Source organism: Curtobacterium sp. MCLR17_058, assembly GCF_003234705.2.
In the GTDB taxonomy this organism is placed as follows: Bacteria; Actinomycetota; Actinomycetes; order Actinomycetales; family Microbacteriaceae; genus Curtobacterium; species Curtobacterium flaccumfaciens.
Genome location: NZ_CP126262.1, coordinates 3,003,919 through 3,028,979, shown reverse-complemented (window position 1 = coordinate 3,028,979; position 25,061 = coordinate 3,003,919). Strand labels below are relative to the sequence as shown.

27 protein-coding genes and 1 tRNA gene are annotated in these 25,061 nt (G+C 70.6%); 19 read left to right on the top strand and 9 right to left on the bottom strand.

Annotation, left to right across the window (positions count from 1 at the left end; all coding sequences use genetic code 11):
• Positions 1 to 2: 2 nt before the first annotated feature.
• Entirely contained in the window at positions 3 to 1,055 is a 1,053-nt protein-coding gene (gene moaA / locus DEJ11_RS14270) for a GTP 3',8-cyclase MoaA (protein WP_111105105.1), read from the bottom strand.
• Positions 1,056 to 1,060: 5 nt separating this feature from the next.
• Positions 1,061 to 2,500, bottom strand: a complete 1,440-nt coding sequence (locus tag DEJ11_RS14265; protein ID WP_111105104.1) for a glycosyltransferase 87 family protein — start codon at positions 2,498 to 2,500, stop codon at positions 1,061 to 1,063.
• A gap of 87 nt (positions 2,501 to 2,587) precedes the next feature.
• On the opposite strand from DEJ11_RS14265, the gene DEJ11_RS14260 reads away from it, so the two are divergent.
• From DEJ11_RS14260 to pheA, 4 genes are read left to right on the top strand one after another with little or no spacing between them, the layout of a single operon-like run.
• Positions 2,588 to 3,970, top strand: coding sequence for a molybdopterin-dependent oxidoreductase (locus DEJ11_RS14260; protein WP_111105103.1), 1,383 nt, complete (start codon positions 2,588 to 2,590; stop codon positions 3,968 to 3,970).
• Positions 3,967 to 4,455, top strand: coding sequence for a hypothetical protein (locus tag DEJ11_RS14255; protein WP_111105102.1), 489 nt, complete (start codon positions 3,967 to 3,969; stop codon positions 4,453 to 4,455). Before DEJ11_RS14260 ends, DEJ11_RS14255 begins: the two co-directional genes overlap by 4 nt.
• Before the next feature lie 28 nt (positions 4,456 to 4,483).
• Positions 4,484 to 5,029 (top strand): MarR family winged helix-turn-helix transcriptional regulator, encoded by a 546-nt coding sequence (locus DEJ11_RS14250; RefSeq protein WP_017888293.1) that lies wholly within the window; start codon positions 4,484 to 4,486, stop codon positions 5,027 to 5,029.
• A 39-nt stretch (positions 5,030 to 5,068) separates the two neighbouring features.
• Complete coding sequence (gene pheA / locus DEJ11_RS14245; RefSeq protein WP_111095840.1) at positions 5,069 to 6,025, top strand: prephenate dehydratase; 957 nt, start codon at positions 5,069 to 5,071, stop codon at positions 6,023 to 6,025.
• Between the two features lie 18 nt (positions 6,026 to 6,043).
• On the opposite strand, the gene DEJ11_RS14240 is transcribed toward pheA, so the two are convergent.
• Positions 6,044 to 7,114 carry a diacylglycerol/lipid kinase family protein gene (locus tag DEJ11_RS14240; protein ID WP_111105101.1) on the bottom strand — a complete coding sequence of 357 codons (1,071 nt, stop codon included), beginning with the start codon at positions 7,112 to 7,114 and terminating at the stop codon, positions 6,044 to 6,046.
• A gap of 55 nt (positions 7,115 to 7,169) precedes the next feature.
• Between DEJ11_RS14240 and serS the strand changes: the two genes are divergently transcribed.
• The 6 genes from serS to DEJ11_RS14210 all read left to right on the top strand — a co-directional run bounded on the left by serS (position 7,170) and on the right by DEJ11_RS14210 (position 11,408).
• Positions 7,170 to 8,435: a serine--tRNA ligase gene (serS, locus tag DEJ11_RS14235; protein ID WP_111023672.1), complete on the top strand. Its 1,266-nt coding sequence runs from the start codon at positions 7,170 to 7,172 to the stop codon at positions 8,433 to 8,435.
• Positions 8,432 to 9,295: an HAD family hydrolase gene (locus tag DEJ11_RS14230; RefSeq protein WP_084741461.1), complete on the top strand. Its 864-nt coding sequence runs from the start codon at positions 8,432 to 8,434 to the stop codon at positions 9,293 to 9,295. The genes serS and DEJ11_RS14230 overlap by 4 nt, the downstream gene beginning before the upstream one ends.
• A gap of 83 nt (positions 9,296 to 9,378) precedes the next feature.
• Positions 9,379 to 9,466 (top strand) — tRNA-Ser (locus tag DEJ11_RS14225).
• Positions 9,467 to 9,558: 92 nt separating this feature from the next.
• Positions 9,559 to 9,987 carry a serine O-acetyltransferase gene (locus DEJ11_RS14220; RefSeq protein WP_111105100.1) on the top strand — a complete coding sequence of 143 codons (429 nt, stop codon included), beginning with the start codon at positions 9,559 to 9,561 and terminating at the stop codon, positions 9,985 to 9,987.
• A 342-nt stretch (positions 9,988 to 10,329) separates the two neighbouring features.
• Positions 10,330 to 10,848: a GNAT family N-acetyltransferase gene (locus DEJ11_RS14215; protein WP_258375549.1), complete on the top strand. Its 519-nt coding sequence runs from the start codon at positions 10,330 to 10,332 to the stop codon at positions 10,846 to 10,848.
• Complete coding sequence (locus DEJ11_RS14210) at positions 10,845 to 11,408, top strand: GrpB family protein (RefSeq protein WP_111105099.1); 564 nt, start codon at positions 10,845 to 10,847, stop codon at positions 11,406 to 11,408. The genes DEJ11_RS14215 and DEJ11_RS14210 overlap by 4 nt, the downstream gene beginning before the upstream one ends.
• An 84-nt stretch (positions 11,409 to 11,492) precedes the next feature.
• Here DEJ11_RS14210 and DEJ11_RS14205 read toward each other — a convergent pair whose 3' ends face one another.
• Positions 11,493 to 12,188: an SDR family oxidoreductase gene (locus tag DEJ11_RS14205; protein ID WP_111105098.1), complete on the bottom strand. Its 696-nt coding sequence runs from the start codon at positions 12,186 to 12,188 to the stop codon at positions 11,493 to 11,495.
• Positions 12,189 to 12,272: 84 nt separating this feature from the next.
• Here DEJ11_RS14205 and DEJ11_RS14200 point away from each other — a divergent pair, with 84 nt between their 5' ends.
• Positions 12,273 to 12,728: a winged helix-turn-helix transcriptional regulator gene (locus DEJ11_RS14200; protein ID WP_111105097.1), complete on the top strand. Its 456-nt coding sequence runs from the start codon at positions 12,273 to 12,275 to the stop codon at positions 12,726 to 12,728.
• A 59-nt stretch (positions 12,729 to 12,787) separates the two neighbouring features.
• Here the strand turns inward: DEJ11_RS14200 and DEJ11_RS14195 are convergent, their stop codons facing one another.
• Together DEJ11_RS14195 and DEJ11_RS14190 are read right to left on the bottom strand one after the other, a co-directional pair.
• Positions 12,788 to 13,801, bottom strand: a complete 1,014-nt coding sequence (locus tag DEJ11_RS14195; protein ID WP_258375548.1) for a LacI family DNA-binding transcriptional regulator — start codon at positions 13,799 to 13,801, stop codon at positions 12,788 to 12,790.
• A 76-nt stretch (positions 13,802 to 13,877) separates the two neighbouring features.
• Positions 13,878 to 15,143, bottom strand: a complete 1,266-nt coding sequence (locus DEJ11_RS14190; RefSeq protein ID WP_372440197.1) for a Gfo/Idh/MocA family protein — start codon at positions 15,141 to 15,143, stop codon at positions 13,878 to 13,880.
• A gap of 202 nt (positions 15,144 to 15,345) precedes the next feature.
• On the opposite strand from DEJ11_RS14190, the gene DEJ11_RS14185 reads away from it, so the two are divergent.
• The 5 genes from DEJ11_RS14185 (at position 15,346) to DEJ11_RS14165 (ending at position 19,957) form a co-directional block, all read left to right on the top strand.
• Complete coding sequence (locus DEJ11_RS14185; protein WP_258375547.1) at positions 15,346 to 16,320, top strand: carbohydrate ABC transporter permease; 975 nt, start codon at positions 15,346 to 15,348, stop codon at positions 16,318 to 16,320.
• Positions 16,321 to 16,331: 11 nt separating this feature from the next.
• A complete protein-coding gene (locus DEJ11_RS14180; protein ID WP_027466099.1) occupies positions 16,332 to 17,273 on the top strand; it encodes a carbohydrate ABC transporter permease in 942 nt (313 codons plus the stop codon).
• 26 nt (positions 17,274 to 17,299) lie between these two features.
• A complete protein-coding gene (locus tag DEJ11_RS14175; RefSeq protein WP_220035474.1) occupies positions 17,300 to 18,673 on the top strand; it encodes an ABC transporter substrate-binding protein in 1,374 nt (457 codons plus the stop codon).
• A gap of 96 nt (positions 18,674 to 18,769) precedes the next feature.
• On the top strand, positions 18,770 to 19,240 hold the full coding sequence (locus DEJ11_RS14170; protein ID WP_051596847.1) for a BLUF domain-containing protein: 471 nt from the start codon (positions 18,770 to 18,772) through the stop codon (positions 19,238 to 19,240).
• 108 nt (positions 19,241 to 19,348) lie between these two features.
• Positions 19,349 to 19,957, top strand: coding sequence for a ScbR family autoregulator-binding transcription factor (locus DEJ11_RS14165; RefSeq protein ID WP_146250700.1), 609 nt, complete (start codon positions 19,349 to 19,351; stop codon positions 19,955 to 19,957).
• 37 nt (positions 19,958 to 19,994) lie between these two features.
• Here DEJ11_RS14165 and DEJ11_RS14160 read toward each other — a convergent pair whose 3' ends face one another.
• From DEJ11_RS14160 to DEJ11_RS14150, 3 genes are all read right to left on the bottom strand, one after another.
• A complete protein-coding gene (locus tag DEJ11_RS14160; protein ID WP_017888306.1) occupies positions 19,995 to 20,423 on the bottom strand; it encodes a BLUF domain-containing protein in 429 nt (142 codons plus the stop codon).
• 76 nt (positions 20,424 to 20,499) lie between these two features.
• Positions 20,500 to 21,654: an AI-2E family transporter gene (locus tag DEJ11_RS14155; RefSeq protein ID WP_111047677.1), complete on the bottom strand. Its 1,155-nt coding sequence runs from the start codon at positions 21,652 to 21,654 to the stop codon at positions 20,500 to 20,502.
• Between the two features lie 10 nt (positions 21,655 to 21,664).
• Entirely contained in the window at positions 21,665 to 22,882 is a 1,218-nt protein-coding gene (locus DEJ11_RS14150; protein ID WP_111105092.1) for an MFS transporter, read from the bottom strand.
• Positions 22,883 to 22,950: 68 nt separating this feature from the next.
• Here DEJ11_RS14150 and DEJ11_RS14145 point away from each other — a divergent pair, with 68 nt between their 5' ends.
• The 3 genes from DEJ11_RS14145 to DEJ11_RS14135 are packed head-to-tail and all read left to right on the top strand — an operon-like array spanning position 22,951 to position 25,046.
• Entirely contained in the window at positions 22,951 to 23,730 is a 780-nt protein-coding gene (locus DEJ11_RS14145; RefSeq protein ID WP_111105091.1) for an MSMEG_4193 family putative phosphomutase, read from the top strand.
• Between the two features lie 33 nt (positions 23,731 to 23,763).
• Positions 23,764 to 24,291 carry a DUF3090 domain-containing protein gene (locus tag DEJ11_RS14140; protein WP_071406497.1) on the top strand — a complete coding sequence of 176 codons (528 nt, stop codon included), beginning with the start codon at positions 23,764 to 23,766 and terminating at the stop codon, positions 24,289 to 24,291.
• The gene (locus DEJ11_RS14135; RefSeq protein ID WP_111105090.1) at positions 24,288 to 25,046 is read left to right on the top strand and encodes an SCO1664 family protein; all 759 of its coding nucleotides are present in this window, start codon (positions 24,288 to 24,290) and stop codon (positions 25,044 to 25,046) included. Before DEJ11_RS14140 ends, DEJ11_RS14135 begins: the two co-directional genes overlap by 4 nt.
• The last annotated feature ends 15 nt before the right edge of the window (positions 25,047 to 25,061 follow it).

Below are 25,061 nucleotides of genomic sequence, written 5' to 3'. Positions count from 1 at the left end.
CCTCAGCCGCCGATCGCACTCATGCCACGCGTCGGGTGCACGAGCTCGTCGCTGTCGTCACCGTGGTCGCGCGGCTTCGCCCACATCGCGAGCCGCCAGAGCTCGGCGACCTCGTCGTCGTCCGCCCCGGAGCGCATCGGCCCGAGCACGTCGGTCTCCTCGTCCGAGAACAGGCAGCTGCGCACGTGCCCGTCGGCGGTCAGCCGGGTGCGGGTGCAGTCCGCGCAGAACGACTCGGTGATGCTCGCGATGATCCCGACGGTGCCGAGGGGCTCGCCGGTGACGACGTCGTGCACGCGGTACCGCTCGGCCGGGGCGCCGTCGCGCGGGGCTTCGTCCGGCGTGAGCACGAACGACGTCGCCAGCAGCGCGCGGGTCTCGGCGGCGGTGATCATCGAGGTGCGGTCCCAGGCGTGGTCGGGGTCCAGGGGCATCTGCTCGATGAACCGCAGCTCGTAGCCACGCTCCAGGCACCAGCGGAGGAGCTCCGGGGCGGCCTCGTCGTTGATCCCGCGCAGCAGCACTGCGTTCACCTTGATGTCGAGCCCGGCGTCGTGCGCGGCCGACAGCCCGGCGATGACCTTGTCGAGGAACGGCCTGCGGGTCACGGTGGTGAAGACGTCGGGATCGACGGTGTCGAGCGACACGTTCACGCGCCGCAGTCCGGCGTCGTACAGGCCCTGGGCGCGGTGGGCGAGGCCGATCGCGTTCGTGGTGAGCGACAGCTCCGGGGCGTCGGGCAGCGCGGCGCACCGGGCGATCACGTCGACCAGGTCGTGCCGGAGCATCGGCTCCCCGCCGGTGAACCGGACCTTGCGGACGCCGAACCGCGACGAGCCGATCCGGACCAGCCGCTCGATCTCGGTCGCCGTCATCAGGGCCTCGTCGGGGGCGAACGGCAGCCCGGCCGCGGGCATGCAGTACGTGCAGCGGAGGTTGCAGCGCTCGGTCAGCGACACCCGCAGGTCGACGGCGCGACGCCCGAAGCGGTCGACGAGCCCGGCGGGAGCCGGGTCCACGGAGCCGGTCGTGCCGAGCAGGATCGCGGGTGCCATGGTCGTCAGCGTACGTGTTCCACGCGCCGGAACGTCAGCCGCTCCCACCACCGTCGCCACTGCGACCGCTCCGTGCGCAGCAGCGTGACGACCACGATGACCGCGACGGCCGCGAGCAACCACCACCGGTAGGCGTCCGCCGACGGCCACACCCCGCGCAGCGCGATGGCGAGGCCGATCGACAACCACTCCCACCGCCCGGACAGCACCACGAACGGGATGAGCAGCAGCGCGTACCAGGGGTAGCGCGGCGTCACGGCGAGGAACGTCACGCCGATCATCAGGACCTCGCCCGACCACGGCCGCGCCGGGTCGGACAACCGCCACGCCACGAACGCCGCCAGCAGCACCAGGAGCCCCACCACCAGGGTCGCCGCGTCGCCCTTGACCACGAGCGACACCAGCGCGAACCGGGAGCCGTCCTCGTAGCCCTCCTCGCTCAGGTAGCCGGGCAGGTACCCGAGCACGTCGAGCCCGGTCGTCAGCACGTAGGGCACGTAGAGCAGCCCGAACACGGCGATGCCGATCGGGATCGCCCACCACGCCCGACCGCGGCCGAGCAACGGCGGGTACACGATCGCCGGGATGAGCTTCGTCGCGGTCGCGGCCCCGAGCGCGATCCCGCCCCAGATCGGCCGGCCGAACGCGACGAGCACGACACCGGCCGTGGCGAGTGCGGCGCCGACGACGTCGACGTGCGAGTTGGTGACCGCCTCGGACGCGACGAGCGGCGACCAGGCCCAGAGCGCCGCCCACCAGGTCGGACGGCCGATGCGTCGGAGCACCAGGACGAGCCCGACGGTCACACCGAGCGACACGAGCAGCCCGGCGACCTGGAACGGCAGGTACTGCGCGGTCGCCGGCACGAAGAACCGCACCGCGGCGAACCACAGCTGCGCCATCGGCGGGTAGATCGTCGTGACGTCCGGCCGGTTGATCGCGGTGCAGTGCCCGTCCGCGCCGTCGCCGAGCCCGCGGAACCGGGGCTTCAGCGGATCGCACGTGCCGTCCACCTTGTCGGGGAACAGCCAGTCGGGTCGGAGACCGGACAGTGCCGCGGACTGGGGGGTGTGCGCGTACGGTGAGACACCGGCATGCTGGACGATGCCGTCCCACGCGTACCGGGCGGAGTCGGTGCTCGTGTTCGGCGGGCCGACCAGCGCGGCGATGCCGATCACCACCGCTCCACCGATGACCATGGTGGTCATCCAGCGGACGGGCACGAAACGCACCGCGAGCACGGCGATCACGAAGACGGTCCAAGCGATCAGCGTCCACGCAACGAATGCAGAACGATGGCCCGATCGGAGGAACCCCAGATGCGTGACGCCGACGGCGATGACGCCCGACAGGGCGAGTACTCCCACGACGGCCAGCACCGTGCCGATCCGGACGGCGGTGCCGTCGGCCAGGGATGGTCGGAGGGCACGCAGTCGGTCGCTCATGGTCCGTCGAGGCTATCCGGCCTCCAGCGCCTGCTGCACGACGGACGAGCAGCTCTGGCGTCCCCCAACCGCAACGCCCGCTCGGCGGTGGTGCTCGGGCGTCTGCTCGGCATCGCGTTCCTGATCTGCTTCGGCACCGGGATCTACAGCCACCTGCTGCAGGAACCGCTCGGCTGGATGCGGTTCCCGACCCGTCCGACGCAGCTGTACCAGTTCACGCAGGGCCTGCACATCACGACCGGGATCGCGATCATCCCGCTGCTGCTCGCCAAGCTCAACACCGTCATGCCCGCCCTGGTGCAGGTGCCGCCGGTGCGCGGCGTGCTGCACCTGCTCGAGCGGCTGTCGATCGCGGTGCTCGTGTCCGCGTCGATCATCCAGGTCGTCACCGGCCTGCTCAACACGTACCAGTGGTACCCGTGGCCGTTCCCGTTCCGCCAGGTGCACAACGCGATGGCCTACGTGATCATCGGCTCGCTGGCCATCCACATCGCCGCCAAGCTGCCGGTCATCGCGCGCTACTGGCGGAAGCGCGACTCCTACGACGCGCACGGCCGGTTCATCGCGGACCCCGCGTCCGGCAGTGAGCTGCTTCCTCCTGGCCTGGAGGCCCGTGGTGCGTCCGCCCCGCACGCTGCGGTCGCCGAGACCGCCGGGTCCACCGCCCCCGGCCTGCTGGGCCGCGTGTTCCGCTGGATCGACGGCGTCGACGCCGCCCCCGGCGGCGCCGAGCCCCGTCCCACCGGACCCGACACGGCCCCGGAGACCCGCGCGGTGTCCGAGGAGCCGAGTCCCGCCCAGCCGACGGCCGACGTGGCGGAGGCGAGCCGGGCCTCCAGGCCGACGCCGGAAGCAGCCACCGGACGACGCCAGCGCATCGCCCGACGCGGGTTCTTCGCCGGCGTGACGGCGGCGACCGTCGGTGTCGTCGCGCTCACGGCGGGGCAGTCCTCGAAGCTCGCGGAACCGTTCAACGTGTTCGGCGCCCGCGGTCGCGGCATCGGCGCGAACGGGCTGCCGGTCAACCGGACCGCGCGGGCAGCCGGCGTCCTCGCGACCGCGACCGCCGCCGACTGGACGCTCACCGTCGTCGGCCACGACGTGAGCCGGACGTTCGTCCGGGCGGAACTCGTCGCGCTCGGCACCGCGCAGGTCGACCTGCCGATCTCGTGCGTCGAGGGGTGGAGTCAGATGGCGACCTGGAAGGGCGTGCGGATGCGCGACCTGCTCGACGCCGTGCAGGCGCCGCAGGGGTCGCACGTGCGCGTGACGAGCCTGGAGCGGCACGGCGGCTACCGGATCATGGACATGGGACCGGAGTACGCCGAGGACCCGACGACGCTCGTCGCCCTCGAGCTGAACGGTGCGACGCTCGACCTGGACCACGGGTTCCCGGCGCGGATCATCGCTCCCGGGCGGCCCGGTGTGCTGCAGACCAAGTGGATCGAGAAGATCGAAGTGCTCCGGTGAAGGCCGCGCGGATCGTGCTCGTGGTGATCGGTGTGCTGGTCATCGCGTTCGGGGCGTACGTGCTCGTGACGTCCGTCAAGCCGAACCGCATCGGCGGGCTCGGGGTCTGGCTGCTCGCGGCGGTGGTGCTGCACGACGCGGTCCTGTCGCCGTTCGTGGTCGGTGCCGGGCTGCTGCTGCGTCGGGCCGGACGCTCGCTGCGGGCCTGGGTGCTCGTCGTCGTGCAGGCGGCGATCGTGCTCGGCAGCGTGCTCGCCCTGGTGGTGCTGCCGGAGATCGCTGCCAAGGACCACGGGCAGAAGAACCCCACCGTGCTGCCGTTCGACTACGGCACGCGGCTGCTGCTCGTCGAGGGGGCGCTGCTCGTCGTCGTGGTGGTCGTGCTCGTCATCGGGGTGGTGCGGTCGCGTCGCGCTGCTGATTCGTCGGGTTCGGCGGGTTCGTCTGGTTCGGCTGGTTCGTCCGCGGTGCGCACCACTGGTTAAAGAGACAACCTTTCGGTATGATCAGGTCATGACCGACGAGACCCCGTGGCTCACCCGCGAGCAGCTGCGCGCGTGGATGAAGCTCGTCGCGGTCATGGAACTCCTGCCGGCCGCGCTCGACCAGCAGCTGCAGCGTGACGCCGACCTGACGCACTTCGACTACATGGTCATCGCGATGCTCTCCGAGACCGACACCCGGACCCTGCGGATGTCGGCGCTCGCCTCGGCCACGAACGCCTCGTTGCCGCGGCTGTCGCACGTGGTGTCCCGTCTCGAGAAGCGCGGGCTCGTGACCCGGTGCCCGTCGACCTCCGACCGCCGAGCAACCGACGTCCGCCTGACCGACGCCGGGTACGCCACCATCGTCGACGCTGCCCCGGACCACGTCCGCACCGCCCGCCGGGTCGTCATCGACGCGCTCTCCGACGAGCAGGTCGCGCAGCTCGACGGCATCGCGGCATCGCTCCTGACGCGGCTCGACCCCGAGGGTCGGTTCGCGGCGCTGACGTACCCGCGCGAGGACGACGACACCGCGATCTGCGAGCAGCGGCTGACGGGTGCGGCGACGGACTGAGGCCGCCTGGCCTCGGCGTCCCTGCAATAGGCTCGCCGCATGACCGACCCCGCCGCGCCGTCCGACACGTACTCCTACCTCGGACCCGCCGGCACCTTCACCGAGGCGGCCCTGAAGCTCGTCGAGGCCGCCGCCGGCAAGCCCTGGCGGAGTGTCAACAACGTCGGTGAGGCCCTGGACGACGTCATGTCCGGCCGCTCGATCGGGGCCGTCATCGCGATCGAGAACAGCGTCGACGGCGGAGTGAGCGCCACGCAGGACGCCCTGGCCCGGATCCCCGGCGTGCGGATCGTGGGGGAGTACCTGGTCCCGGTCGACTTCGTGCTCGTCGCCCGACCCGGCACGACCCTGGCCGACGTCCACACCGTGAACGCGCACCCCGTCGCCTACGCGCAGACGCACAACTGGCTCGAGGCGAACCTGCCCGGCCACGGCCACATCCCGGCGTCGTCGAACGTCGCCGCGGCCCTCGCCCTGCTCGAGGCGAACCCGACCGCCGACGCCGCCGTCGCGCCGCCGGGCATCACCGACCACCACGACGTCGTCGTGCTCGCGTCGTCCATCGGGGACAACGCCTCGGCGGTCACCCGGTTCGTGCTCGTGTCGAAGACCCTCGCGCTGCCCGAACCGACCGGCGCCGACAAGACCAGCGTCATCGTCGAGCTGCCCGCCGACCACCCCGGTGCCCTGGTCGACATGCTCGAACAGTTCGCGACGCGGGGCATCAACATGGGGCTGCTGTCGTCACGCCCGATCGGTGACGAGCTCGGCCGCTACCGGTTCGTCATCGACCTCGACGGGCACGTGCGCGACGAGCGGGTCGCGGACGCACTGCTCGGCCTGCGTCGGTTCAGCCCGCGCGTGACGTTCCTCGGGTCGTACCCGCGTGCCGACGGTGCCCGCCCCGAGGTGCCCGCGCGCTACTCGGACGCCGCGTTCGTCGAGGCGCGGGACTGGTTGCGCGCGATCGTGTCGGGCGAGCCCGGGGCGCGGTAGCGCCGGAACTGCCCCGGCTCAGGGCACCTGGCGCGAGCCGTGGCGGTCGTCCGCCGGGTCCGGCACGCGCACGGAGAGCCCCATCGGGTCGATGCGCGAACGGAAGGCGATGACCTCGCCCACCGGGTCGCCGTCGATCTCGAACTCGTCGGGCCGCTCGAGCCGCGCCGTGAACTCCTGCCCGCGCAGGTAGCGCAGGGGTCGTTCCTCGCGCGACTTCGAGACGATCTTCTTGCCGACCGCGGTCTTGCCCAGGTTCGACCGGCGGAACGCCCGCAGGATCCCGTTCTCCCAGAACACCCGGGCACCGATCCGCACCCAGCCGAAGAACCCGCGAGGACGCATCACGGCGATGTCGAACACGCCGTCGTCGATCTCGGCGTCCGGGAGCAGGATCGCGCCGGCCTGCAGCATGCCGCAGTTGCCGACGATGAGCGAGTGTGCCCGGAGCGAGTGGTTGCCGTCGTCGTCCAGCTGGTAGCGGAACTCGAACGCGTTGGCGTCGCGCACCGAACGGAACAGCGAGTCGACGTAGGCGAGCCAGCCGACCTTCTTCTTCAGCTCGGGGCGGGTGTTCACGAGCATCCGGGCGTCGAGCCCGAGGCCCGCCATCACCAGGAAGCCGAAACGTTCGCGCTCGCCGCCGGGGCGCTCGACCTTGAGCATGCCGAAGTCGATCTTGCGGTCGTCGCCGTGGAAGATCGTCCGGACGCTCGCGGCGAGGTCGTCGAGGGGGAGCTTCATGTTGCGCGCGAGCAGGTTGCCGGTGCCGCTCGGCAGCAGCGCCAGGGTCGAACCGGACTCGTGCACGACCTCGGCGACCGCACGGACGGTCCCGTCACCACCGGCCGCCGCGACGACGTCGGCACCGGCCTCGATCGCCGCGCGGGCCATGCCGCCGCCCGGGTCTTCTTCCGAGGTCTCGAACCACAGGGTCTCGGCCCAGCCGGCCTGCTGCTGGTGTTCCGCGACCGTGCGCTTGAGGGTCGGCAGGTGGACCTTGACCGGGTTGTAGACCACCGCGGCCGTCCGCTGCTCGGTGGGGAGGGCGTCCTGGTCCGCGGGCGCGGTCTCCGAAGGGGTCGACATACGTCCACGCTACCGATCGAGGCTGCGTGCGGTTGCCCCCGTCTAGGATGGGGCGGTGATCGATCCACAGCTGCTTCGCGACAACCCGGACGTCATCAAGGCTTCACAGCAGGCGCGTGGTGCCTCCGTGGCCGTCGTCGACGAAGCCGTCGCCGCCGATTCCGCCCGCCGCAGTGCGATCACCTCGTTCGAGTCGCTCCGCGCCGAGCAGAACGCCTTCGGCAAGACCGTCGCCAAGGCCCCGAAGGACGAGAAGGCCGCGCTCGTGCAGCAGGCCCAGGCCCTCGCCGCCAAGGTGAAGGAGGCGCAGGCCACCGTCACCGCGGCCGAGGACACCTTCAACACCGTCGTCCGCGGCATCCCGAACGTCGTGCTCCCCGGTGTGCCCGAGGGCGGCGAGGACGACTTCGTCACGCTCCGCACCGTCGGCACCAAGCCCGAGTTCGACTTCGAGCCGAAGGACCACGCCGACCTCGGCGAGCACCTCGGCATCATCGACATCCCGCGCGGCGTGAAGGTCTCCGGCTCGCGCTTCTACTTCCTGCGCGGTATGGGCGCCCGGCTCGAGATCGCGCTGATGTCGCTCGGCCTCGACCGTGCGATCGCCGCCGGCTTCGAGCCGCTCATCACCCCCACGCTCGTCCGCCCCGAGACGATGGCCGGCACCGGGTTCCTCGGTGAGCACGCGGCCGAGGTCTACCGGCTCGAAGCCGACGACCTGTACCTGACCGGCACGAGCGAGGTCGCCCTCGCCGGGTTCCACGCCGACGAGATCCTGCCGCTCGAGGAAGGACAGGCCCACCGCTACGCCGGCTGGTCGACCTGCTACCGCCGCGAGGCCGGTTCGGCGGGCAAGGACAACCGCGGCATCCTCCGCGTGCACCAGTTCAACAAGCTCGAGATGTTCGCCTACGTCCACCCGGACCAGGCCGAGGCCGAGCACGAGCGCCTCGTCGCCCACCAGGAGCAGATGCTGCAGGACCTCGGGCTGCACTACCGCGTGATCGACGTCGCCGGCGGTGACCTCGGCACGAGCGCCGCGAAGAAGTACGACATCGAGGCCTGGGTCCCGACGCAGGGCACGTTCCGCGAGCTCACCTCGACGTCGAACTGCACGACGTACCAGGCCCGCCGCCTCGACATCCGCTACCGCACCGAGAGCGGCAAGACCGCCCCGGTCGCCACCCTGAACGGCACCCTCGCCACCACCCGCTGGATCGTCGCGATCCTCGAGACGCACCAGCAGGCCGACGGTTCCGTCGTCGTGCCGGAGGTCCTGCGCCCCTACCTCGGTGGCGTCGAGGTGATCGAGCCCCGATGAGCACCCAGGGACGGTTCGTGGACGGCACCGAGCAGGGCGCGGGCACCGACGCGCCCGCCCGCACCAAGCGCTGGTTGGTCGCGCTCGACATCGACGGCACCACCATGCGCGAGGACGGTGTCATCACCGAGGCCGTCGTGGCGGCAGTCCGTGACGCCGAGGCCGCCGGGCACGAGGTCATGCTCTCGACCGGCCGCAGCGAGGGCATGACCGTGCCCCTGCTCGAGACCCTCGGCATCCGGCCGAAGTACCTGGTGTGCGCCAACGGTGCGCTCATCCTGGCCCGCCGCGCCGACGGCTCCTACGTGCGCGAACACGTCGAGCGGTTCGACCCGTCCGAGGTGCTGCAGACCATCCACGGCGCGCTCGAGAACGCCGCGTTCGGCGTCGAGGACGAGACCGGTCACTTCCTGCTGTCCGGCAACTTCCCCGACGACACGATGACCGTCGAGGGCGAGCACGTGCCGTTCGAGCAGCTGCTCGGCGTCGAGGCCACCCGCGTCGTCGTCATCTCGCCCGGCCACGACACCGAGGACTTCCTGCAGATCGTCGAGCAGATGGGCCTGCACAAGGTCTCGTACTCCGTCGGCTGGACGTCGTGGCTCGACATCGCTCCGGAGGGCGTGACGAAGGCCACCGCGATGGAGCGCGTCCGCGAGTGGCTCGACATCCCGCGTTCCCGCGTCTTCGCCGCGGGCGACGGCCGCAACGACATCGACATGCTCCGCTGGGCCTCGACCTCCGGTCGCGGCGTCGTCATGGGCCAGGCTCCGGACGACGTCGTCGACGCCGGCAACGAGCTCACCGGCGGCATCACCGACGACGGCCTGGCAGCGGCGCTCGACTCCCTGCCCCGTTAGTCCGCGCTCGCGCGCACCCCTGCCTGGAGGCCCGGGTAGACTTCCCGGGACGCGATCACGTCTCGCCACGTGGTCGCGTCACTGGAGGGTTGTCCGAGCGGCCGATGGAGCCTGTCTTGAAAACAGGTGGGCAGAGATGTCTCGTGGGTTCGAATCCCACACCCTCCGCCACAGTGCCCGGCCGAGCTCCTTCAGGAACTCAAGGCAGCAACGGGTCATTTCTGATCCTGAGCGCGACCTCATGATGAAGTAGCCTCGCCATCATGGGGATGACCGCAATGATCGTCGACTACCGGCGTGTGCCCGTGCTCGGAAACCTGCTGCGCCAGTTCGGCTACGTCCTGGGCTTTGATTGCCCTGCGTCGATCGAGGTCGGGAAGCGCCTGACGATCGAGCATCGCGGCGTCGGCACGGTGCTCCACCCGCGGGTCAAGATCGGCGACGACGTACGGATCTACCACCACGTCACGATCGGTCGGGCACGGCTGGATGGGTCGTACCCCGGGCACACGTACATCGGTGATGGGGCAATCCTCTGCACCGGTGCCGTGATCCTCACTGGAACCAGCGACCGTCACATCGGCGCGCGAGCAGTCATCGGAGCGAACTCCGTCGTCACTCAAGATGTACCCGCAGGTGAAGTGTGGGCCGGCAACCCCGCCAAGAAGGTCAGCGACCGTAACTGGGGTTGACTGGCAGAGACGTCGACCGCTTTGTGCTCTTCGACCGACATCCATGCCTCATGAAGCGCGGCCCACCTCATCTCCACCACCAGGCGAGTTGAATCGTCAACAGCCAATTGGTGTAGCGGGACTCGGGCTGTACTCCATCTGCGTCAGACTGTTGGAGGAGGCCCCGGGGGCGGAGCGTTTTGCTTTCCACATCCTGCCTCCGACACCACATCGTCCATCGACACCGTTGCGATTGAGGAGTGCCAAACGTTGCCGTCTTTTCAACGATCCGAGGCCCACTCCGTGCAGTTACCGGGCGAAGAGGCGAAGTCGAATCCCACACCCTCCGCGATGGACACACGGTTGCGCCCACTCCGCCTCGACGACGCGGCCGTCCTGGCTGCGGTCATCACCGAGAACGCTGACCACCTGCGACCGTGGGAACCGGCCCGAGCGCCGTCGTACTACACGGAGTCCGGCCAGCGGGACGTCGTCACGCAGGCCCTCGCTACGCAGCGCGCGGGCAACGCGGTGCCGTTCGTCATCGAGTCGACCGACGGGGAACTCCTCGGCCGCATCACGCTGAGCGGCGTCGTCCGCGGCGCCCTGCAGTCGTGCGCGATGGGGTACTGGATCCGCGCCGACCGCACGCGCCAGGGCCATGCGTCCCGCGCTGTCCGCGCAGCGGCCGATCACGCGTTCGACGTGCTCCGTCTCCACCGCGTGCAGGCCGAGACCCTGCCCGAGAACGTCGGCTCGCAGCGCGCGCTCGAGTCGGCGGGCTTCACCCGGTACGGCTTCGCGCCGGAGTACATCAAGATCAACGGGGTCTGGCGCGACCACGTCATGTTCCAGCTCCTCGCGCCGACGCCGGCCCCGTGATCGAGGTCGTCGAGTACCGGCCGTCCTGGCCCGAGCGGTTCCGGCAGCTGCACGATGCGTACGCCGCCGCGCTCGACGACGCCGATGTGCCGTTCCGGAGCATCGAGCACGTGGGCAGCACGTCCGTGCCCGGCTTGGCAGCGAAGCCCGTGCTCGATGTCGACATCGTGGTGGACGCTGCCGACGTCCCGGCTGCAGTGGCGGCGATGGCGACGATCGGCTTCGAGCCGCGCGGTGAACTCGGCGTCCCGGACAGGCAGGCGTTCCGGGCACCGGAGCGGTTCGCCCCGACCAACACCTACGTCGTCGCGGCCGGGTCGCTCGCGCTGCGGAACCACCTGGCCGTCCGCGACGTGCTGCGTGCCGACCCGGTGCTCCGCGACGAGTACGCCGCCGTGAAACGCCGGGCAGCCACCGAGGCCGAGGACATCGACGACTACATCGAGCGGAAGAGCGACGTGCTGGGCCGGATCCTCCACGCCGGTGGCCTGTCCGACGACGAGCGCGCCGCCATCACCGCCACGAACCGTCGGATCACCGAGCGTGGCGCGGGCGGCTGACGCGATCGGGGCGGGTGACGGTTCTGGTTCAGGAACCCGGGCGTTCGTGAACCAGAACCGTCACCGTCCCGACGAGAACCGGCCTCAGGCGCTGGCGAGCATCGGGTAGAGCGCGGTGAGCGGGGCGCTCAGACCGGCACGGACGTCGCGGCTGACCTGGTCGGCGAGGACCTCGTGCTCGCCGGCCTCGACCGCGTCCCAGATCGAACGGACGATGTCGGCGGGGTCGGACTTCTCGACGTCGAGGTCGGCGATCATGCCGGTGTCGGTGTAGCCGAGGTGGGCGCCGACGACCTGGGTGCCCTGGGGTGCGAGCTCGAGACGCAGCGAGTTCGTGATCGACCAGAACGCGGCCTTCGACGCCGAGTACGCGCCGGCGAGGGCGACCCAGCTCAGGGCGGAGTGCACGTCGACCAGCGCACCGTTGGCGATCGAGGGGGCGAAGGCCTTGGCGACGCGGAGTGCACCGAAGACGTTGGTGGCGAAGATGCGCTCGACCTCTTCGACGGAGACGTCGACGAGCGGGTCGGAGCCGGCGATCCCGGCGTTGTTCACGACGATGGTCACGTCGGCCGCGGCGCGAGCCGCGGCGTCGACGCTCTCCTGGCTCGTGACGTCGAGGGCGAGCGGGACGATGCGCTCGTCGTCCCAGGTGCGCGGGTTGCGGGCGGTCGCGTAGACCTTGGTGGCGCCACGCTCCAAGGCCTGGCGGACGAACTCGGCGCCGAGGCCGCCGTTCGCTCCGGTGACGAGGACGACGGCATTGGTGAGGTCGGTCATGAGTGCTCCAGACAAGAGAAGTTGAGTACGGAAACCGAACCTAGCACGTTGTGTCCGGAAATCGAACCCAGCTAGGATGAACACATGCTCGGCATCCTCGGCGGCGACGAGCGCTGCCCCATTGCACGCTCCCTCGACGTCCTCGGCGAGAAGTGGACGCTCATGATCGTCCGCGACGCCCTCGGCGGCTCGACCCGCTTCAGCCAGTTCCAGCAGAGTCTCGGCATCCCGCGCGAGGTCCTGACCGCACGCCTGGCCTCACTCGTCGACGGGGGAGTGCTCGAGCGCACGACCTACAAGCCCGAGGGGGCACGTGCCCGCGAGGAGTACGTCCTGACCGACGCCGGCCGCGACCTGTCGCTCGTGCTGCTCGCCCTCGGCGGCTGGGCCGACCGGCACCGCCCGTCCGAGCGAGCGTCGGACCTGCGCTTCGTCGACGCCGAGACCGGCGAGGCGGTCGAAGCTGCCGCCGTGACCGTGGATGCGCAGCAGCGCATCCCGACCGCACGCCTCCGCGCCGTCGTGGAGCCGGTGTCCTGAACGCGACCGGCTGACGGACAGGAGGCCCGTGGCGGCCCCGCCCCGCGCCTCCCGTCCGGTCAGCGACGCACGTCGCACCCGCAACTCGCGCCGAGGACCAACTCGGCGGGGACCAGGTCGCGGTGCCACTGGTTGTCGGCGTCGAGGCCGAGCACGCGGTCGACCGCGGCGACCGCCATCGTCTCGATCGGCTGCCGGACCGTGGTGAGCTGCGGGTTGGTGTAGTCCGCCTCGGCCGCGCCGTCGAACGACACGATCGCGACGTCCTCGGGGACGCGCAGACCGAGTTCCCACAGTGCGCGCATCAGGCCGATCGCCTGCATGTCCGAGCTGACGAAGACGGCTCGGGGCCCGGTCTCCTCGGCGAACATGCGGAGGCCGGCTTCGTAGCCACCGCGCCGGGTGAAGTCGGTGCGGACGATGGGCCCGTCGGGCAGGCCAGCCTGGCGCAGGGCACGCATCCAGCCCTGCTCGCGGAGCTCCATCGAGCCGGTGTGCCCCATCACGAGGCCGATCGAGCGGTAGCCGTGCTCGACCAGGTGCTGCGTGCCGTCGAGAGCGCCACGCAGGGCGTCGACACCGATGCTGGCGTACTCGGGGACCTCGAAGAACGTGTTGAGCAGGACCATCGGCAGGCCGGGGTCAGTGACGGTCGACAGGTCCGGGTGGGTCATGATGCTCGTCACGATGATGCCGTCGACCTGGCGGGCGGACAGGCTGCGGAGGCGCTCGCGCTCCTGGGCGGCATCACCGTCGCTGTTGGCGAGCAGGACGTCGTAGCCGCGTGCAGCGGCGGCGTGGGTGACGGCGACGGCGAGCTCGGACCAGAACGGGTTGTCGAGCTCGGGCACGATCAGGCCGAGCATCTTCGACGAGCCGGTGCGCAGGGCCTGGGCGCTCGCGTTCGGGCGGTAGCCGAGGACGCGGATGGCCTCGCGCACGCGGGCGGCGGTGGCGGCCGCGACGGGGCGCGGTCCGTCGTGCACGACGTAGCTGACGACGGAGGTGCTGACCCCGGCGTAGCGGGCGACGTCCGCACGGGTGACCGCCCTGGGGTTCGTCGGGACGGTCACGGGTGCCACCTTCGTCGGGTCCGGGAGCGTCGTTCGGGTGCCGGCCCACGACGGACCGGCACCCGAACGACACGTGTTACTCGGACGCGATCGTAGCCGACGACGTGCTGCCTGCTGACGTCGGTGCGCTCGCCGTCGCAGCGCTCGTCGTCTCCGGGGCGTCACCGAAGTCCGGCACGTCGAGGCGGGCGCCACCCTGCAGCGCGGACTGGTGGGCGATGATGCCCGGCAGGGTGAAGCGCGCGGCGGTCCAGGCGTTCACCGGCGGCAGGGTCCGGTCGACGACGGCACGGACGAAGTCGTCCGCGAGGAACTGGTGGCTGCCCTCGTGCCCGGTCGGCACACCGTCGTACTCGGCGGGCAGACGGTCGGTGTCGTGCACCTCGGCGTAGCCGGAGACGAACGCGTCGCGCAGGGACGGGTCGACGTCGGCCAGGCGCGGGTCGTCGAGGGACATCGTCGCCTGCGTGTCGATCTTGTCGCTGATGTCGTACGAGTCCTCCTTGTCCTGCCAGACGCTGGTCTTCGCGAGCTGCTCGAAGCTGGCCTCGGTGCCGAAGTAGCGGAAGCGCGACTCACGGATGTGCGACGGGTAGCCGACCCGACGCATCTCGTTGATGCGCATGACCCCGCCGTTGTCGAGCTCGAACAGGGCGGTGGCGTTCGAGAAGTCGTTGTCGAACTGGCTGACGTCCTTGTCGAAGACGCCGTCGCCGCGGTCGTCCTTCACACCGATGCAGCTGACGCTGACCGCGTGCCCGGGGATCGCACCGAGGACCCCGCCGACCGAGTGCGTCGGGTAGAGCATGGGCGGGTAGCTGGCGGTGCGCTTCCACTCGTCGCCCCCGCTGTACTGGTACGCGGCGTAGAAGCCGAGGTCCATGTCGTGCACGTAGTCGCCCTCGGCGTAGAACACCCGGCCGAAGGCGCCGGCGGCGACCTGCTTCCGGGCGAACACCGTCGCGGGGTTGTAGTAGCTCGTCTCGCCCATCATGTAGGTCAGGCCGGTCTCGCGGACGGCCTGGATGATGTCGCGGATCTCGTCGACGGAGATCGCCATCGGCACGGCGGAGTACACGTGCTTGCCGGCGCGCAGGGCCTTGACCACGAGCGGACCGTGGGTCCAGCGCTGCGTGAAGATCGCGACGGCGTCGACGTCCGAGGCGAGAACCGCGTCGAAGTCCGGGAACGTGCCGTCGAGGTGCTGTGTCTCGACGAGTTCGGACGCGCGCTCGTCGACGAGGTCCGTGACGTAGACCCGGTCCACGTCGGGGTGGAGCTTGAACAGCTTGGCGAACTGGGGGGCGAACTGGCCCGCGCCGACCATTCCGACAGAGATCATCAGTGACCTTTCCAGGGGTGTGGGATGCGTCGCCGAGCGGGTCGCTCCGATGCGATCGAGCGCCATCCTGACACATGCTGTCTACACGTGACAACCCCCGTCGACAGCCCGGAAAGAGCCTCTTGCCAGCAGTGGTCCCCACGTGTAGATTCCCGGCTCACGGACTGCTGCACGTCAGTCCACCGCAGACGAAGGAGTCGCGATGGCAACCGAGAGCCCTGTGTCGTCACCCTTGACGACCGCCAGCACGAGACGGAGGAGTCGGTCCGCCGACCTCGCCCGTGCCCGCACCACCGCACCACGGCGCCCCCCCAGGAACGACCTGTGGCTCGCGCTCGTCTTCATCGCCCCGGCAGCCGTCGGGTTCGCGGTGTTCCTCGCCTGGCCGACCGTGCGGGGCATCTACCTGAGCTTCACCTCGTACAACCTGCTCACCGAGCCCGAGTTCACCGGCCTGCAGAACTACGCCCGCCTGGTGCAGGACTCGATCTTCTGGCACTCGATGGTGGTGACCGTCGAGTACGTGCTCATCAACATCGTCATCCAGACCGTCGTCGCGCTGTTCATCGCCGTGATGATGCACCGGCTGACGAAGTCGACCTTCGTGCGCGGCATCGTGCTCGCGCCGTACCTGGTGTCGAACGTCGTCGCCGCCCTGGTCTGGCTCTGGATCCTCGACACCCAGCTCGGCATCGGCAACGAGATGCTCGCCGCACTTGGGCTCGACCGCATCCCGTTCCTGCAGAGCGACGTCTGGGGCATCCCCTCGATCGCGCTCATCAACGTCTGGCGGCACGTCGGCTACACGGCGCTGCTCATCTTCGCCGGCCTGCAGTCGCTGCCCGAGACCGTGTACGAGGCCGGACGCATCGACGGTGCGAGCGAGTGGAAGATGTTCTGGCGCATCACGGTGCCGCTGCTCCGCCCGATCCTGTCCCTGGTGCTGATCATCACCGTGATCGGGTCGTTCCAGGTGTTCGACACCGTCGCCGTCACCACGCAGGGCGGCCCCGCGAACGCCACGAACGTCGTGCAGAACTACATCTACAACCTGGCGTTCGGCCGGTTCCAGTTCGGCTACGCGTCCGCGGTCTCGGTCGCGCTCCTCATCGTCCTCAGCATCATCACGATCATCCAGTACCGCCTCACCCGCTCGGGTGAGTCCGACCTGGACTGAACGGAAGCGCCATGACCACGACACTCACCCGTTCCGTCACCACGTCCCGTCCGCCGCGGATGGGCGCCGGCCACCGTCGTCGCCCGTCGCTCGGCCGGGTGCTCGCCTGGGTCGCGATGATCCTCGTCATCGTCGTCACCCTGTTCCCGTTCTACTGGATCCTGCGCACCGCGCTGTCGTCGAACACCGCGATCAACTCCGACCCCACCTCGCTGCTGCCCGTCGGGTTCAGCCTGGGCGGGTTCGAGCGGGTCTTCGGCCTGCAGTCCACCGAAGAGGCGTTGGCGCAGGGCGGCTCCGGCGCCGCGCTGAACTTCTGGCGGTACCTGCTCAACTCGATCCTGGTGTCGACGCTCGTCACCGTCGGCCAGGTGTTCTTCTCGGCAGCGGCCGCCTACGCATTCGCCCGGCTGCGCTGGCCCGGTCGCGACAAGGTGTTCGGGGTGTTCCTGGCCGGGCTGATGGTCCCCGCGATCTTCACGCTGCTGCCGAACTTCACCCTCATCAAGCAGCTCGGGCTCGTCGACAACCTGCTCGGCATCGCCCTGCCGACGATGTTCATGACCCCGTTCGCGGTGTTCTTCCTGCGGCAGTTCTTCCTCGGCATCTCGAAGGAGGTCGAAGAGGCGGCGCTCATCGACGGCGCCGGGAAGGTCCGCGTGTTCTTCCGGCTCGTCATCCCGATGGCGGCGGCCCCGATCGCCACCCTCGCCGTGCTGACGTACATCACGAGCTGGAACGACTACTTCTGGCCCCTCATGGTGTCGTACACCGACAGCTCGCGGGTGCTGACCGTCGCGCTCGGCGTCTTCAAGTCGCAGACCCCGCAGTCCGGCACCGACTGGGCCGGGCTCATGGCCGCGACCCTGGTGGCGGCGCTCCCGATGATCCTGCTGTTCGGCGTCTTCGCCAAGCGGATCGTCAACTCCATCGGCTTCTCCGGGATCAAGTGACCCGGCTGTCGGACAGGACGAACACCATGACGAACCAACTGACCCGCCGCACGCTCTTCGCCGGCGGTGCCTCCGCCCTGGCCCTCGGCGCGCTCGCCGCCTGCTCGTCGCCCGGTCGCCGCACGACGAACCGGTCGGGTGCGCGCACCGTGAGCTACTGGCTCTGGGACGCCAACCAGCAGCCCGCGTACCAGGCCGTCGCCGATGCGTTCCACCGCGCGAACCCGGACATCACCGTGAAGATCACCCAGCTCGGGTGGAACGACTACTGGACCAAGCTCACCGCGGGCTTCATCGCCGGCACCGCGCCCGACGTCTTCACCGACCACCTGACGAAGTTCCCGCAGTACGCCGACCTCGACGTGCTCTACAAGCTCGACGAACTCGACGCCACGAAGGGCATCCGGGACGACGACTACCAGTCCGGACTCGCCGAACTGTGGAAGGGCCAGGACGGCCACCGCTACGGCTCGCCGAAGGACTGGGACACCGTCGCGATGTTCTACGACCGGAAGGCGATGGCGAAGGCCGGGGTCTCCGCCGAGGAACTCGGGTCGCTCGAGTGGAACCCGGAGGACGGCGGCACGTTCGAACGGATGCTCGCGCGGCTGACCGTCGACTCGAAGGGCCGACGCGGCGACGAGGACGGCTTCGACAAGGACGACGTCGCCGTCTACGGGATCTCGTCGAACGGCTCGGGCGGTGACGGCTTCGGCCAGACCCAGTGGTCACCGTTCACCGGATCGGTCGACTGGTTCTACACGAACGAGAACCCGTGGGGCGACAAGTTCCGCTACGACGAGCGGGTCGTGCAGGACACTCTTGCCTGGTACTACCGGCTGGCCGAGAAGGGCTACATGGCGAAGTACGGGGTGTTCTCCACCACGACCGGGCCCGAGGTCCAGCTCGGCGCCGGCAAGTGCGCGCTGTCGTTCAACGGCTCGTGGATGATCGGTTCGTACCTCGGCATGGAGGACCTCGACGTCGCGGTCGCTCCGACCCCGATCGGCCCGTCGGGCCATCGTGCGTCGATGTTCAACGGGCTCGGCGACTCGATCACGAAGCAGGCGAAGGACCCCGAGGCCGCCGCGAAGTGGGTGGCGTTCCTGGGCAGCGACGAGGCCCAGCGGATCGTCGGTGAGAGCGGGATCGTGTTCCCCGCCCGTCCCGCGGGTACCGAGGCTGCCGTGGCGTCGTTCCGGAAGCGCGGGCTCGACGTCTCGGCGTTCACCCGGCAGGTCGAGGAGGACACCACGTTCCTGTTCCCGGTCACGAAGAACCCCGCCGACGTGCAGGCCCTGCTGCAGCCCGCCTTCGACGACGTCTACGCGAACGGCAAGCCGATCTCGACGCTGACTGGGGTCAACGAACAGGTCAACAACCTGCTCGCCCTCACCTGATCGAAACCCCGCCCGTCGTCCGCATGCCGCACCGTCCGGTGCGGTGTGCGGACGACGCGTTGACCGTGCCGCCGACCACGACCCAGACTGCAGGGGATGACTTCCCTCACCTCCCTCGTCTACATGTCCGTCGCCGTCGACGACCTGACCGACGACCAGCTGGTCGCCATGCTGCGTGAGGCGCGGCTCCGCAACCACGCGCTCGGCGTCTCCGGGCTCCTGCTCGCCAAGGGCGGCCGTTTCATGCAGGTGCTCGAGGGTCCGGTCTGGAGCGTCGAGGACCGCTTCGCCGCGATCGAGCGCGACCCGCGGCACACCGGCGTGAAGTCGTTGTCGCGTGAGTCCATCAGCACGCGTCGGTTCGACGGCTGGGCGATGGCGTTCGGCAGCCCGACCGGGGACGAGCTCCGTGACGAGCCCGGGTTCAGTACCTTCCTCAGCGACCGCACCGGTCTGCCGACCGGGGTGGCGGGCACGCCCGCCGACTGGCTGCTCCGCTGGTTCCGCGGGCGCGACCTGCAGGACCTGCCCGAGGAGCGCATCACGCTCGGCCGGCACGCGGCCTGAGACGCACCGCCCCTCGGACTGCCGGCACGCGGCCTGAGCCGCACCACCCCTCGGTCTGGAGGCACGGTGCGGGCCCGCCCCGTGCCTCCAGACTGTGAGACTGGTCCCGTGGAACGACGTGAGCAGATCCTGGTGGCCGCGGCGGAGGAGTTCGACCGCGTCGGCTTCGCCGGCGCGACGATCGCGGGCATCGCCCGCGCGGCGGGCGTCTCGCAGGGCACCCTGCACTTCCACTTCCCGACGAAGCTCGCCCTGGCGCTCGGCGTCATCGGCGAGCAGAACGCCCGCACCTTCGACGTCGTCAGCCACACCGACAGCTCGCCGGTCGCCGCGCTGATCGGGGCGTCGCACGGCATCGCCGACCTGCTCCGGACCGACCCGATCGTGCGGGCGGGGATTCGGCTGTCGCTGGAGCGCGGCGAGTTCCAGACCGCGACGCTGAGCTTCTACGAGCAGTGGATCGGCGGGATCGTCGACGTGTTCCGGTTGGCGGTCGCCAGCGGGGAGCTCCGGACGGACCTGACCGCGGAGCAGCTCGGGTCGACGGTGGTGCCCTACTTCACCGGCGTGCAGCTCGTGTCCGACGTCCGGACGCGGCGCACCGACCTGATGCCGGCCGTGGCGACGATGTGGCGCGTGGTGATCGCAGCGACGGCTGACCCGAAGCACCGCGACCGGCTGCTCGCCGTCGTCGAGGACGCGTTCGGCGAAGGCTGATCCGGCGACGGCGACGGCGACGGCGTGCGGGGTCGGGTCAGAGGTCGTGCAGCTCGCGGTCGCGGAACCACTTCAGCAGCCAGGCAGCACTGGTCCGGTCGAACGAGCGCGGGAAGTCCATCGTGCCGGACAGGAAGGGACTGAAGCCCGCTTCGGAGCGGATGTCCGAGTCGTCGAGCGCGCGGTAGGCCATCGACCAGCCATCGAACCGTCGGCGCTCGATGTCCTCGCGCACGAGTGACTTCACCTCACCGTGACGGCGGTCCTTCGCGATCACGTCGTACCGGTCTTGCACGCTCCACGCCGGCCCCTCGAGCAGCTGCATGAACCGGCCGCCCTTCGCGAGCAGGAGCCCGGAGACCCCGAGCGCCTCGTTGCGCAGCCGTGACTCCGCGAGCAGCACCGCCATGGCCTGGTCGTCGAAGGGGACGACGGCACGGCTCATGTAGACGATGGAGACGAGCACTCCTCCATCCTGCTGGGTGGAAGGCCGCTGCGCGAAGCCGATGTCCGCAACGCGCCCCGCGGATCGGCGCTGCGGATCAGCCCTGCGGCAGCTCGTGCGCGGTGACGTCCTCGTTGCGCTTCTTCCGCCACGGTCGTGCCGGGGTGTTCGGACCGTCCCACACCAGGATCGCGCCCCAGGCGGCGGCGATCAGCGGCACCGAGATGATCGCGCCGGTGATGCCGGCGAGGACGGTGCCGGCCGTCAGCCCGATCAGGATGACGAGGCCGTGCAGCTTGAGGGTGCGCCCCATCAGGACGGGCTGCAGCAGGTTGCCCTCGAGCTGGTTCACCAGCACCACGATGCCGATCACGATGAGTGCCTGCACCGGACCGAGGGCCACGAGCGCGACCAGGGCGGCGAGGATGCCGGCGGCGGTGGCACCGACGATCGGGATGAACGCGGTGATGAAGACGATGACGGCCAGCGGCAGGGCGAGGGGCACGCCGACGATGGCGATGCCGACTCCGATGCCGATCGCGTCGACCGCCGCGACCGTGGCGGTGCCGCGGACGTACCCGCCGAGGGTCGAGACGACCCGGTCGCCGACGCGACGTGCTCGGGCGTAGCGCTCACCGGTGAAGGGGCGGAGCAGGAACTCCCAGATGCTCGGGCCGTCCTTCAGGAAGAAGAACAGCACGACGATCATCAGCACGAGCCCGGTCAGGAAGTTCGCGGTGGCCGAGGCACCAGCGAGGGCACCGGAGCCGAACTGCGCGCTCGTGACGAAGTCGGACGCCGACGCGACCGCGTCGTCGATCTGCTTGTCCGAGATCGAGAACGGCAGGTTCTTCGCGAACTCCTGCAGTTGCTGGAACCCGTCGACTGCCGACTTCTGCAGCTGCGCCCACTGGTTCTCGACGGCGACGACGATGAGCCAGCCGATCAGCCCCAGGATCGCGAGGACGCCGATGAGCACCGCGAGGGTGGCCAGCACGGACGGCACCCGGTGCTTGCGGAGCCACGACACCACGGGGTGCATGGCCGACGCGATGATGAGCGCGAGGAGCACCGGGATCGTGACGACGCTCAGGATGTTGCTCGCCCAGACGACGCCGGCGACGACCACCACGACGATGATGAGCTGCAGGCACCGGGTCGCGAAGTGCCCGGCGGAGTCGGACCACGCGGCCTGGACCCTGGACGGAGCGGCTGGGGTGGTCGGGCGCGGAGCGTCGCGGAAGAACGGCATGCCGGAGACGCTACCGACCGGACGGCCGACGCGCCGGTTCCGACGGCTCGATCGTCCGACCGGTGTCCTGTCCCCGCGTCGCCGGGGCGACCAGGAACGCGGCGACCAGCAGGACGAGGGGCACGAGCATCGCCGTCTGCAGGCCGAGGTGCTCCCCGACGAACCCGAGCAGCGGCGGCCCCACCAGGAACGCGATGTACCCGGCGGTGGCCACCACCGACACCCGGCGATCGCCGTCGGTGGGGTGGTCGCCCGCGGCGGAGATCGACAGCGGGAACCCGAGGGCGATGCCGAGCCCCCAGACGCCGGCGGCAGCCGCGGTGACGATCGGACTCGGTGACAGCACGACGAGCAGGACCCCCACCGCACCGACGGCTGCGCAGACCCGGACGACCGGGGCGCGACCGAACCGGGCGACGAGCGGGGTGCCGGCCGCACGACCGATGAGCATGGCGAGGGCGAACCCGGTGAACACGAGGGACCCGACGGACTCGGGGGCGTCGTGGTCGGTGGTCATCAGCAGCGGGAGCCAGTCGCTCGCGGCACCCTCGGCGAAGGCCATCGCCAGCGTGATGACGGCGATCATGGCGAGCTGCACGGTGAGGACGGAGCGGCGGGCTCCCCGACGGGTGCCGCGGGCAACGGCAGGCACATCTGCCGGTGCGTCACGGGGCACCGGCCGCAGGTTCAGCGCCGCGAACACCGCCAGCGCGGCCATCACCGCGGCGCCGACGAGCAGGTGCACCCGGACCGGGGTCCCCGCCGTCGTCATGGCGATGCCGACGACCCCACCCACCACGCTGCCGAGGCTGAAGCACGCGTGCAGCACCGGCACGACCGGTCGCCCGATCTGCCGTTCGACCGCGGCGGCCTCGACGTTCAGCCCGATCTCGGCGACGCCCGCCCCGAAGCCGATCAGGAACAGCCCGGCCCAGACCCCGGCGGCGACCTGCGCCGGGGCGAGCAGCGCGACGAGCACCATGCCGACGACGGGCAGCGCGCCCCCGAGCAGGATGAGCGGGCGGTTGCCGGTCCGTCGCACCAGCGCCCCGGCGCCGAGGATCCCGATCATCGACCCGATCGACAGCCCGAGCAGGACGAGGCCCATCGCCTCGATCGAGGCTCCGAGCTCATCGCGGATCGCGGGCGTCCGGGTGATCCACGTCGCGATCCCGAACCCGGTCACCGTCGACGTGGCGAAGAGTGCGAGTCGATGCCGCCCGGCCATGCCCCCATCTGATCGGTCCCCGGGCGGACCGTCAAGGGCGACCGCGTCCCGCGCTTAGGATCGGGCGCATGGCGACCGTCCTCCTCGTCCGTCACGGACGCACCACCGCGAACGCCACCGGCGTCCTGGCCGGACGCACCGCCGGCGTGCGACTCGACGCCGTCGGCCGCACCCAGGCCGAGCGGACCGCGGAGCGCATCGCCGCGGTGCCCGTCGTCGCCGTGGTGTCGAGTCCGCTCGAGCGCTGCCGACAGACCGCCCGCGCGATCCTGGACCGGCAGACGGACCGGCAGACCGACCGGCGGACCGGTGCACCCGCCTCGCTGATCGAGCGGGCCATCACCGAGGCCGACTACGGGCAGTGGCAGGGCCGGAAGCTCGCCGACCTGGCGAAGGAGCCCCTCTGGCGCACGGTGCAGGCGAACCCGAGCGCCGTCGTGTTCCCCGGCGGTGAGTCCATGCAGACGATGCAGTCCCGGGCCGTCGCAGCCGTCCGGCGCATCGACGCCGAGGTCGAGGCGGAGCACGGGCCCGGTGCCGTCTGGGTCGCGGTGAGCCACGGCGACATCATCAAGAGCGTCCTCGCCGACGCGTTCGGCATGCACCTGGACCTGTTCCAGCGCATCGGCGTCGGGCCGGCCTCGGTGTCCGTCGTGCGCTACGGCGAGCACCGCCCGGAGGTCGTCGCGACGAACACCGAGTCCGGCGATCTGTCCTGGCTGCGCACCGCCCCGGCACCCAGCGGGGACGCCGCGGTCGGCGGCGGCGCGGGCAACCCGGCACCCGATGCGCACACCGGCACCGGGCGTCCGGCGCCCGACGTGCCCGTGGGACCTGCCGGACCCTGAACGGCCGGAGCCGAGCGCTCCTACAATGCGGGTATGCCCACCATCGTCCACGGCTTCGACTGGCCGGACCGCCTCGTCGTCGGCACCATCGGCCGTCCGGGTGAGCGCGCCTTCTACATCCAGGCCCGCTCCGGTCGGCGCGTCACCAGCGTCGCGCTCGAGAAGGAGCAGACCGCCGTGCTCGCCGACAAGATCGACGAGCTCCTCGACGAGGTGGCGACCGTCGACGACAACCGCTTCAGCGTGCCGCCGTCGGTGCCCGTCGAACTCCGCGACCCGGAGCCGCTCGACCAGCCCGTCGAGGCCGAGTTCCGCGCCGGGGCCCTGAGCCTGGGCTTCGACCCGTCCACCGCGCAGGTCGTCATCGAGGCGTACCCGATCGACGACGAGGTCGAGATCGTGTCCGAGGAGAGCGAGGACGGCATCGAGATCGAGGCCGTCGTCGAGATCCCCGAGCCCGCCGAGCTGTTCCAGGTGAAGATCCCGGTCGGCACCGCCCGGGCCTTCGTCGAGCGCACGCGCGAGGTCGTCGCCGCCGGTCGTCCGCCCGGCGACGCATGAGCGACGGCTCGCTCTCCGTCCGGGCGCGCATCCGTGAGGCGTCCAACGCCACCTTCCTCGCGGAACTCGACGGTGCGACCGTCGTCTACAAGCCCATCGAGGGCGAGCGCCCGCTGTGGGACTTCCCGGACGGCACGCTCGCCGGCCGCGAGATCGCCGCGCACCTGGTCTCCGAGGCGTTCGGCTGGGGTGTCGTCCCACCCACGTGGATGGGCGACGGTCCGTTCGGGCCCGGCATGGTGCAGCGCTGGCAGGACGTCGACCCCGAGCAGGACGCCGTCGACCTGGTGGCGCCGGATCTCGCCGAGGCAGCGGGTTCGCCCTGGCTGCCCGTGCTCGAGGCCATCGACGAACACGACCAGCCCGTGACGCTCGTGCACGAGGACTCCGAGGCCCTGCGCCGGATGGCCGTCTTCGACGTCGTCGTGAACAACGCCGACCGCAAGGGCGGGCACGTGCTCGCGATGCCCGACGGCCACCGCTTCGGCGTGGACCACGGGCTCACCTTCCACGTCGAGCACAAGCTCCGGACGGTCCTGTGGGGCTGGATCGGGGAGCCGCTCGGGCCGGACGAGCTCGAGGGCCTCGACCGAGTGTCCGAAGCCCTGCGCGGCGGGCTCGGCGACGAGCTCGCCGAGCACCTGACGGACGAGGAGATCGACACGCTCCGGGCGCGCTGCGCGGCCCTGCGCGCCGTCGGGATCTTCCCGACGCCGCCCGGTCACGGGCCCGCCGTGCCCTGGCCGCTGTTCTAGACGCACCCGACAACG